At 70.7% G+C, this 9,438-nt stretch carries 12 protein-coding genes and 1 pseudogene; 8 read left to right on the top strand and 5 right to left on the bottom strand.

Annotated elements, in window-relative coordinates; all coding sequences use genetic code 11:
• The 7 genes and pseudogenes from D588_RS24240 to D588_RS0107320 form a co-directional block, all read left to right on the top strand.
• The coding region (locus tag D588_RS24240) for a LysR family transcriptional regulator (protein ID WP_017915516.1) at nucleotides 1-881 on the top strand (881 nt) is incomplete at its 5' end.
• 27 nt (nucleotides 882-908) lie between these two features.
• Nucleotides 909-2,831: an MFS transporter gene (locus tag D588_RS0107345; RefSeq protein WP_017915515.1), complete on the top strand. Its 1,923-nt coding sequence runs from the start codon at nucleotides 909-911 to the stop codon at nucleotides 2,829-2,831.
• 153 nt (nucleotides 2,832-2,984) lie between these two features.
• A complete protein-coding gene (locus tag D588_RS0107340; protein WP_017915514.1) occupies nucleotides 2,985-3,212 on the top strand; it encodes a CD225/dispanin family protein in 228 nt (75 codons plus the stop codon).
• Nucleotides 3,213-3,258: 46 nt separating this feature from the next.
• A complete protein-coding gene (locus D588_RS0107335) occupies nucleotides 3,259-3,540 on the top strand; it encodes a CD225/dispanin family protein (protein ID WP_017915513.1) in 282 nt (93 codons plus the stop codon).
• Nucleotides 3,541-3,596: 56 nt separating this feature from the next.
• Nucleotides 3,597-4,019 carry a DUF2752 domain-containing protein gene (locus tag D588_RS0107330; protein ID WP_017908845.1) on the top strand — a complete coding sequence of 141 codons (423 nt, stop codon included), beginning with the start codon at nucleotides 3,597-3,599 and terminating at the stop codon, nucleotides 4,017-4,019.
• 76 nt (nucleotides 4,020-4,095) lie between these two features.
• Nucleotides 4,096-4,434: pseudogene (locus D588_RS24235) on the top strand (CD225/dispanin family protein).
• Nucleotides 4,435-4,439: 5 nt separating this feature from the next.
• On the top strand, nucleotides 4,440-4,847 hold the full coding sequence (locus D588_RS0107320) for a DUF2752 domain-containing protein (protein ID WP_017908847.1): 408 nt from the start codon (nucleotides 4,440-4,442) through the stop codon (nucleotides 4,845-4,847).
• Between the two features lie 72 nt (nucleotides 4,848-4,919).
• Here the strand turns inward: D588_RS0107320 and D588_RS0107315 are convergent, their stop codons facing one another.
• Genes D588_RS0107315 through D588_RS0107295 form a run of 5 tightly spaced genes read right to left on the bottom strand, consistent with a single transcriptional unit; the run spans nucleotide 4,920 to nucleotide 8,456 of the window.
• Nucleotides 4,920-5,816: a membrane protein gene (locus tag D588_RS0107315; protein WP_017909100.1), complete on the bottom strand. Its 897-nt coding sequence runs from the start codon at nucleotides 5,814-5,816 to the stop codon at nucleotides 4,920-4,922.
• A gap of 52 nt (nucleotides 5,817-5,868) precedes the next feature.
• A complete protein-coding gene (gene nudC / locus D588_RS0107310; protein WP_017915510.1) occupies nucleotides 5,869-6,798 on the bottom strand; it encodes an NAD(+) diphosphatase in 930 nt (309 codons plus the stop codon).
• Nucleotides 6,799-6,846: 48 nt separating this feature from the next.
• Nucleotides 6,847-7,233, bottom strand: a complete 387-nt coding sequence (erpA, locus tag D588_RS0107305) for an iron-sulfur cluster insertion protein ErpA (RefSeq protein ID WP_017908990.1) — start codon at nucleotides 7,231-7,233, stop codon at nucleotides 6,847-6,849.
• 31 nt (nucleotides 7,234-7,264) lie between these two features.
• Nucleotides 7,265-7,714 carry a polymer-forming cytoskeletal protein gene (locus D588_RS0107300; RefSeq protein ID WP_017915509.1) on the bottom strand — a complete coding sequence of 150 codons (450 nt, stop codon included), beginning with the start codon at nucleotides 7,712-7,714 and terminating at the stop codon, nucleotides 7,265-7,267.
• Nucleotides 7,715-7,721: 7 nt separating this feature from the next.
• Entirely contained in the window at nucleotides 7,722-8,456 is a 735-nt protein-coding gene (locus D588_RS0107295) for a DUF6776 family protein (RefSeq protein ID WP_017912460.1), read from the bottom strand.
• 185 nt (nucleotides 8,457-8,641) lie between these two features.
• Here D588_RS0107295 and D588_RS0107290 point away from each other — a divergent pair, with 185 nt between their 5' ends.
• Nucleotides 8,642-9,271, top strand: coding sequence for a DUF4126 domain-containing protein (locus D588_RS0107290; protein ID WP_017912459.1), 630 nt, complete (start codon nucleotides 8,642-8,644; stop codon nucleotides 9,269-9,271).
• Nucleotides 9,272-9,438: the final 167 nt, after the last annotated feature.

The raw sequence follows: 9,438 nt of genomic DNA, 5'->3' as shown, positions 1-9,438 counted from the left end.
CCGCGCGCCGCTGCCACACCGTGCAGTCGGCGCTGAGCCACCAGATCGCCAAGATCGAGCAGGCGCTGGGCGCGCGGCTGTTCGAGCGCGGGGCGCGCCACGTGCGCGCCACCGCCGCCGGCGCGGTGTTCCTGCACAACGCGCGCGCCACCCTACGCGCCGCCGAACGCCTGCACGAGGAAATGGCGCAGACCCTGGGCACGGTGCGCGGCCGCCTGCAGATCGGACAGATCTCCTCGTTGAACGCGGTGCAGGTGCCGGCGGTGCTGCGCCGCTTCCGCGAGGCGCACAGCGCGGTGGACGTGCACCTGCGCACCGGCATGAGCGATGCGCTGCTGCTGGAACTGGGCGAAGGCCGGCTCGACGTGGCCCTGGTCGGGGTCGGCCCGCACGTGGCGCTGCCGCCGCAACACCTGCTGCTGCACGAGGAACCGCTGGCGCTGATCGCCGCACCTGGCAACCGCTTCGCCACGCGCCGCCAGGTCTCCCTGCGCGACCTGGAAGACGCGCCGATGGCCGGGCTGATCCCCGGCGCCGGCGTGCGCGGCATCATCGACCGCGCCTTCGCCGCCGCCGGCCTGCGCCAGCGCCTGCAGTACGAGGTCACCCATGCCGACCTGCAGCGGCAACTGGTGGCCGAGGACCTGGGCCTGGCGGTGGTGCCGCAGACCATGGCCACCGGCATGCACGGTGTGGCGACGGTGGCATTGCGCGAGCGCTTCCGCTTCCTCACCTATGCCGTGTGGCGGCCGGATCCGACCCCGGCCGCACGCGCCTTCATCGCCCTGCTGCGCGCCCAGCGCGACGCCCTGCAGGCCGCCGCCGACAGCGCCAGCACCGGCCGCCGCGCGCCGCGCCTGCGCGCGCGGCGAACCTGCTAGGCTGCGCGCGTTCGCAAAGGAGCCTGCATGTCCGCCCACAGCCAGTTCGCCCTGTTGCGGCAACGCCGCTTTCTGCCGTTCTTCGTGGTCCAGTCGCTGGGCGCGTTCAACGACAACGTGTACCGGCAGGCGATCATCGGCCTGCTGTTCTATCTGGGCGTGACCCCGGAGCAGCGCACGCTGTACACCAACCTGGCGCCGGCACTGTTCATCCTGCCGTACTTCCTGTTCTCCTCGCTGGCCGGGCAGATCGCCGAAAAGCTGGAGAAGTCGCGGCTGGTGGTCATCACCACCACGATGGAGATCGGCATCATGTCGCTGGCCGCGGTCGGCTTCCTGACCGAGAACATGGTGGTGCTGCTGGTGGCGCTGTTCTGCACCGGCCTGCAGTCGACCCTGTTCGGCCCGGTGAAGTACTCGATCCTGCCCTCGGTGCTCAAGCCGGAGGAACTGACCGGCGGCAACGGCCTGGTCGAGATGGGCACCTCGATCTCGATCCTGTGCGGCATGATCCTGGGTGGGCTGATCTTCCAGATCGCCGGCAGCCACGGGCCGGTGGCCGCGGCCACCGCGGTGGTCGCGCTGGCGGTCACCGGCAACCTGATGGCGCGCTGCATCCCCAAGGTCGACGCCGGCGCCCCCGAGCTGAAGATCAACTGGAACCCGCTGCCGGAATCGCTGGCGATCATGCGCCTGACCCGGCGCCAGCTGGCGGTGCGCAACGCCGTGCTCGGCGTGTCCTGGTTCTGGTTCGTCGGCACCGTGCTCACCGCGCAATTGCCGACCTACGCCGAACTCAACCTGGGCGGCGCGCAGGACCTGTACATCTTCGCCCTGGCGCTGTTCTCGATCGGCACCGGCACCGGCTCGCTGCTGTGCGAGAAGCTGTCCGGGCGCACCGTGGAAATCGGCCTGGTGCCGCTGGGCGCGTTCGGCATCAGCGCCTTCATGCTCGACCTGTACTTCGCCCGGCCCGGCGCCGCGCTGCAGACCGGCCTGGGCATCGGCCAGTTCGTCCACCAGGCCGGCAGCTGGCGGATCATGCTCGACCTGGTCGGCATCGGCCTGTGCACCGGCCTGTTCGTGGTGCCGCTGTTCGCGCTGATCCAGAGCCGTACGCCGAAGGCGGAACTGTCGCGCGTCATCGCCGGGCTCAACATCCAGAACTCGCTGTTCATCGTGCTGGCGGCGATGATCGGCATCGTCCTGCAGATGCAGGAACTGCACCTGTTCGGCATGCGCATCCCGCTGCCCGGGCTGAGCATCCCGCAGGTGTTCCTGGCGCTGGCCATCGCCAACGCGGTGGTGGCGATCTGGATCTTCAGCATCGTCCCCGAATTCCTGATGCGCTTCCTCAGCTGGGTGATGGTGCGCACCCTGTACCGGCTGCGCCTGCACGGCATCGAGCGGCATGTGCCCGAGGAGGGCGCGGCGCTGATCGTGTGCAACCACGTCAGCTACATGGACGCGCTGGTGCTGGCCGCGGCGATCCCGCGACCGGTGCGCTTCGTCATGTACTACCGCATCTTCAACATTCCGGTGATGCGCTGGATCTTCCGCACCGCCAAGGCGATTCCGATCGCCGGGGCGCGCGAGGATCCCGAGCTGATGCAGCGCGCGTTCGACGCCATCGACGCCGCGCTGGCCGAGGGCGAGCTGGTGTGCATCTTCCCCGAAGGCGCGCTGACCAAGGACGGCGAGATCGCCGCGTTCAAGTCCGGCGTGGAGAAGATCCTGGCCCGGCGCGCGGTGCCGGTGGTGCCGATGGCGCTGCGCAACATGTGGACCAGCATGTGGAGCAAGCGCGATTCGCGGCTGCGGCGCATGCGCGTGCCGCGGCGCTTCCGCGCCCACATCGAGGTGATCGCCGATGCGCCGATGGCCGGGGCCCAGGCCACCGCCGAGACGCTGGAGGCGCAGGTGAGAAGGCTGCGTGGCGATGCCGCCTGAGTGCGGCGCAGGTGCCCTGGGCACGCGCTTCGGGTAAATTAACCGCAGGGGAGACGCCACAGGCCGTGGCGTCCAGTGCGAAGGACCGAGCGGACAGTGAACCAGCCCGAACCACCAGCAGCGCCCAACGCGGGCGTCTACGTGCCCAACAACATGGTCTGGGCGATCCTGTCCACGCTGTTCTGCTGCCTGCCGCTGGGCATCGTGTCCATCGTCTACGCCGCGCAGGTGGATGGCCGTCGCGCTGCCGGCGACATCGAGGGCGCGCGCGCCGCCGCACGCAAGGCCGGCTGGTGGGCACTCGCGTCGCCGATCCTGGTCGTCGTGTGGATCTTCGTGGCCATCCTGCTGGAGGCGATCGGCAGCCTGGCCGGCAACTGACCCCCACCGTTTCCCGTTCCACCACCCAACCACCGGAGTAACACGGATGAATACCACCGCACCGCAAGTGTCCAACAACCTCGTCTGGGCGATCCTGACCACGCTGTTCTGCTGTCTGCCGCTGGGCATCGTGTCCATCGTCTACGCCTCGCAGGTCAACACCAAGCTCGCCGCGGGCGATGTGGCCGGTGCGCGCGATTCGTCGGAAAAGGCCAAGAAGTGGGCGATCTACTCGGCGATCACCTCGGTGGTGCTGATCGTGCTGTACATGATCTTCCTCTTCGCCCTGGGCGGCCTGGGCATGATGCAGCAGTCGTCCATGTCCTGAGCACCGCGGCCGCCGTCGCCTGCGACGGCGGCCGACCACGCGATCGTCCGCCTGCCATGTCCCTTCAGCGCCTGCAGTCCCTGCCCCGCTGGCTGCCGCTGGCCGCACTGAGCGGCGCCGCAGCGGTCGCCACCGTGGTGCTGCGACGGGTCGATCCCAATGTCCCCGGCAATCCGCTGCCGGGCTGCCCGTTCCGCGCCCTCACCGGCCTGTATTGCCCCGGCTGCGGCAGCACCCGCTGCCTGCACGCGCTGGTGCATCTGGACCTGGCCCATGCCTGGACCAGCAATCCCCTGCTGGTGGTGGCACTGCCGCTGCTGGCGATCATGGCGCTCAACGCCGCCGGCCTGCGCCTGCGCCCGCTCGCGCCGCTGCTGAAGATCCTCGCCGACCCGCGATTATGGCTATGGGTGCTGCTCGGCTATGCGCTGCTGCGCAATCTGCCCTGGTATCCCTTCACGCTGCTCGCGCCGCACTGACGGCCCGCCACCTCCGCACCGCAGCGACTCGTCTAGACTCACCGACTGCCGTGCGCCACCCCTCAAGGAGATCCACATGAGCACCGTCAGCCCTGTCACGCCGCCGCCGCCCGCTCCCGGCCCGGTCCCCAACCATCTGGCCTGGGCGATCATCTCGACGGTGCTTGGCTTCTGCTTTTGCTGCCCGTCGTTGATCACCGGCATCGTCGCCATCGTGTTCTCCAGCAAGGTCAACGGCCTGCTCAACCAGGGCGACCTGTAGGGCGCGCGTCGCGCCTCCAACACCGCCAAGATCTGGTGCTGGGTGACCACCGCGCTGGCCATCATCGGCATACTCTTCACCACCTACAAACTCTCTACCGGCGGCATGCAGGGCTACATGGAGTTCATGCAGCAGATGCAGCACGCGAGCTGATCGGCATGCGCGCCTGGCAACAACGGGCGTGCCTGGGCGCCGCCGCCGCATTCGCGGCCGGCGGCGCCACGCTGCTGTACCGCTTCGATCCCAATGCCGCGAACAACCCGTTCGCACCGTGCATGTTCCATGCGCTCACAGGCTATTACTGCCCGGGCTGCGGCATGACCCGCGCCCTGCATGCGCTGGTGCACCTGGACCCGGTCGGCGCGTTCGCGATGAATCCCGGCGCGATGCTGGGCCTGGCCCTGTTGCCGGGCCTGATCGCCTGGAAGGCCGGCTGGCGCGCGGCCTGGTTTGCGCCAGTCGTGAGCGTGGTCTCGCGGCCGAATTTCTGGCTGGTCGCGCTGCCGGGCTACTGGATCGCGCGCAACCTGCCGTGGTTCCCGTTCACCCTGCTGGCGCCGCACTAGCCGGACGCAACACCTTGCGATTCGCACCGGGCGCGAGCAAGCACCTGCGCATAGGCGATCTCGGCGCCTGGCTCAGCTGACCCAGCCGGCGATCACCAGCAGCGCCAGCAGCACCAGCCACAGCAGCAGCACCCGCCACACCTGGCTCATCGCATCGCGCAGTTCGGGCAGGCGCCGCAGCGCCGGCACAACCATACCCGCGTCGCTGTAGTCGTGCGCCTCGGCATCGAGTTCGCCACGCACGCTGGCGCAGGCCACCGGCCCGAGAAAGCCGGTGTCCAGTTGCCACCGCTTGCCGCCGGCGGCGCGCCAGGCGCCGAACACCGCTTCGAAATTGCCGACCAGGGCCAGCGAGAAGGTCATCAGGTGCGCCACCGGCCATTCCAGCGCCGCCAGCAACGCGCGCGCGCCGGCGGCGGTCGCCGGCGGCAGCCGCGCGGCATAGGGGCCGACCGCGGCCAGCGCCAGCAGCCGATAACCCAGCGCGCCGAACGGCCCCAGCAACAGGAACCAGAACAGCACCGCGAACCAGCGGCGCAGCGCGCTGACCGCCACCGCCTCGACCAGCCCGGCCGGATCCTCACGCAGCGGCCCGCCATCGGCCTGCAGGTGCGCCACCGCCAGGCGCCGCGCGCTGGCGTCATCGGCGTCGATGATCGCCTCGACGTCGGTGTCCAGGTCGCGCGGGCCCCAGCTGAAGGCCAGCACCACGATCCCGAACAGCAGGGTCAGCAGGCCCAGGTGCGGCGCCGCCAGCAGCCACTGCAGCAGGCCGACCAGCAGCAGCGGCGGCAGCAGCGCCAGCGCGATGCCGTAGCGGCCGCGCCAGGCGCTGCCCTCGCCGGCATGCGTGTCAAGCCAGCTCAGCCAGTCGCCGAAGGCGTCGAAGCGGCGCAACGAGGCCACCATGCCGGGCGCGACATGGCCCAGCACCAGGGCGACGATCACAGCGACGAGGGTCGTGAACATGCAGGTCCTCCGGGACCGTTCTGAAGCGGGTGCGCGGAACGTGCCGGCGCGGTCAGGCCGGCGCGCCGTGCCGGTACCAATCCTCGATCAGCGCGCGGGCGATGGAGATGCGTGGCGGCAGACGCAGGCCGTGCCCATCGTCGGCACTGTCGCCCTGCGCCGCCAGGCGCGCCAGCGCGGCGCCGACCTCCTCGCGCTCGAACCAGCGCGCGTCTTCCAGTTCGCCGTCGACCTGCGGCGTGTCCGCCTCCGCCTGCGCACTGAAGCCCAGCATCAGCGCGCCGGGAAACGGCCACGGCTGCGCGCCGTAGTAACGGCAGCTGCCCGGCCGCACCCGCACCTGGGTCTCTTCGGCCACTTCGCGCGCCACCGTCTGTTCCAGCGATTCGCCGGGCTCGACGAAGCCGGCGATCACCGAGTAGCGCCGCGCCGGCCAGCTCGCCTGGCGCCCCAGCAGCAGGCGCCGGCCATCGCTGACCGCGACGATCACCGCCGGATCCACCCGCGGATAGTGTTCGCTGGCGCACTGCGTGCAGACGCCGAGGAAGCCGCCGCGCTGCAACGCGATGATGCCGCCGCACACGCCGCAGAAACGGGTGCGCGATTGCCAGTGCAGCATCGCACGGGCATAGGCGAACAGGCCCGCCTCCGGCGCCGGCCACTCGGCCGCGGCGCGGCGCAGGTCGATGCGCTGCGGCGGCGCCAGCGCCTGCGGCAGCGCGTCGGCGGCCAGCGCGAACCAGGCCTGATCCTGGTCCAGGCCAAGGAAGATGGCCTGCTCTGCCAGCGCGCCCAGGGCGGCGGCGCTGGCGATCAGCGGGCGTCCGTCGGCATCGGCATGCGCCTGGCCATCGGCTTCCAGCACCAGCACCCTGGCCTGTTCCCAGGCCTGGCGCAGCGCGGCCGGGTCGTTGCGTACGGCATCGGCACGGTCGATCGCAGGACCGGCGAAGGCGAAAGAGGCAGGCGTCGGATCGGACATGCGCCGCAGGGTGCAGGCAAACCGTGCGTCCCGCAAGCCGCAGCGTGTCTACACGCTGAAGCTGCTGCCGCACCCGCAGGTGGTCTTGGCGTTGGGATTGCGGATCACGAACTGCGCTCCGTGCAGGCCTTCGCTGTAATCCACTTCCGCGCCCATCAGGTATTGCAGGCTGAGCGGGTCGACCAGCAGGGTGACCTGGTCGGTCTGCACCGCCAGGTCGTCCTCGGCGCGGTTCTCGTCGAACTCGAAGCCGTACTGGAAGCCGGAACAGCCGCCGCCCTGGATGTAGACGCGCAACGCCAGCGCGTCGTTGCCTTCCTCGCGGATCAGCTCGCGCACCTTGGCCGCGGCGGCCGCGGTGAAGTTCAACGGCCGGTCCAGGGACTGGTAATCGGGCGTGGGCGCGGCGCCGGGCAGGGAGACGAGAGTGCTCATGGCAGGAGAATGGGGACGGCGGACGACCGAATCAAGCCTCGGCGGTGAGCGCGAGCGGCGGCTCGGCGTCGCCGGCCGCCTCGCGGTGCGCTTCCGGCGGCGCCAGCGCGGCCAGGCTGCCGGCGTGGATCAGGCGCCCGGTTAGCTGCGCGCCGGCGTTCATCTCCACCACCTGGTAGTGCACGTTGCCCTGCACCCGCGCCTTGGACGCCAGTTCCACGCGCTCGGCGGCATGCACGTCGCCGATCAGCTGGCCGTTGATGATCACCACCGGTGCGCGCACCTCGCCCTCGATGCTGCCGTGCTCGGACAGGGTCAACGTGGCCGGCGCGCCGTCTTCGGCGACGACCTTGCCGAGGATGCGCCCTTCCACGTAGAGGCCGCCGCTGAACACCAGGTCGCCGCGGATCACCACCTGCGCGCCGATCAGCGTATCGACCACGGTCTGGCCGCTGTTGCGGCTGTTCTTGTTCCCAAACATAGGCTGATTATTCCCCTTTGCCGTTACCGGCCAATGTCCAATCGAAGGTCTGGCTGACCGGCGCCCCGCCGCCGCTCAATGCCACCCGCACCCGTTGCGGGGTGAAGCCCTTGGGCAGGATCACGCTGCCGTCCAATTGCTGGAAGTAGCGGAACGAGTAGTCCTGCCCGGGCACACCGGTCTTCTGGTGCAGTTCGTCCCAGCCGACGCTGGTCAGTTTGCCGCCGCGCACGCCTTCCACGGTCAGCCGCAGTTGCCCCTGGCTGATCGCGCCGCGGTTGAGGTTCTGGGTCAGCACCACGTTGTAGCGCCAGGTGCCGCCGGCCTCGGCGGAGAACTCCACCGAATGCACGCTCAGGCCCTTGCGCTGGCTGGTCGCGCCGACCAAGCGCTCATAGAACGCCACGTCGGCCCGCAGCCCGGCGATCTCCTCGTCGCGCTCGGCCAGCGAACTCTGCACCTCGTTGTTGGCGGCGCGGCTGATCTGGTCGGAACGGGCCAGGGTCGCCTGGCGCTGGTTGAGCGTCTCGATCTGCCGCTGCTGCGCCTGCAGGTTGCGTTCGGCCTCGCGCAACTGCGCGCTGACCGCACCGAGCCGCGGCGCGGCCTGGCGGCTGGCCAGCCACCAGGTCAGCGCCAGCGACAGCAGCCACAGCCCGGCGAGCAGCAACCACAGCCCGCGGCCGCGGCGGGGCGCGGCGCCATTGGGCACGATCTGGAAACGGGGAACGGGTCGGTTCATGCGCGCTGCCGCGCCACCGAGGCGGCGCCGGCGTCGATCCTCGCGGGTCGGCCTGCTGGGCCACCTAGTGTAAGCCACCCTCCTGAGCGGCGCCGGACTGCGCGGCCGGCCCGCGCCGCGGGCTGGCCTTCGTGGCGGGCTTGGCCGATAGTGGCCGGCATCCGTGCTTTGCAGGAGCGCCTGCCATGACCGACGCCCATCTCTTCGTAATCGGCATCCTGCTGGCCTGGCTGGCCGGCATCCGCGTCTACCTGACCGTGTTCGGCATCGGCCTGGCCGGCCTGCTCGGCTGGCTGGAGCTGCCGCCTGCGCTGCAGGCGACGCAGTCGTGGTGGGTGCTCGGCACCTCCGGCGCGCTGGCGCTCGCCGAGTTCTTCGCCGACAAGATCCCCGGCGTGGATTCGGTGTGGGACCTGCTGCAGACCCTGACCCGGATTCCGGCCGGCGCCTTCCTGGCCGCGGCCACGCTTTCGCCCGACGGCCAGCTGAGCGCCGGCGCGCTGGCCACCGGCGCGGGCGTGGCGCTGACCAGCCACGCGCTCAAGGCCGGCACCCGCGCCCTGCTCAACACCTCGCCGGAGCCGGCCAGCAACTGGATCGCCTCGCTGGCCGAGGATTCGGTGGTGATCGCCGCGCTGGCCCTGGCCCTCGCGCACCCGTGGCTGGCACTGGCCGTCGTGCTGGCGGCGAGCGCGCTCGGCGCGTTGCTGGTGTGGTGGACATGGCGCCTGCTGTGGCGGGGCATGCGCCGCCTGCTGGCCTCGCCGACGGCACCGGCCGGCAACGTCTCGCACCCCGGCGCACAGCCATCGTGAACTTCGTCGCATAATTGGACGCGCCCCAGGAACCAGACGCGATGCCCGCCAACGACACCGCTCCGCTTTCCCCTCGCGAGGACGCGCGCGCGCGCCATGTCCGCGCCGAGACCCCGCCGCCGCACTACTGGCGGCGCTGGGTCGGCGACGCGGAGCGCGCGGCGCCA

Source organism: Xanthomonas sp. SHU 308 (assembly GCF_000364645.1).
Classification (GTDB): Bacteria; Pseudomonadota; Gammaproteobacteria; order Xanthomonadales; family Xanthomonadaceae; genus Xanthomonas_A; species Xanthomonas_A sontii.
This window is presented reverse-complemented; position numbering and strand designations above follow the sequence as displayed.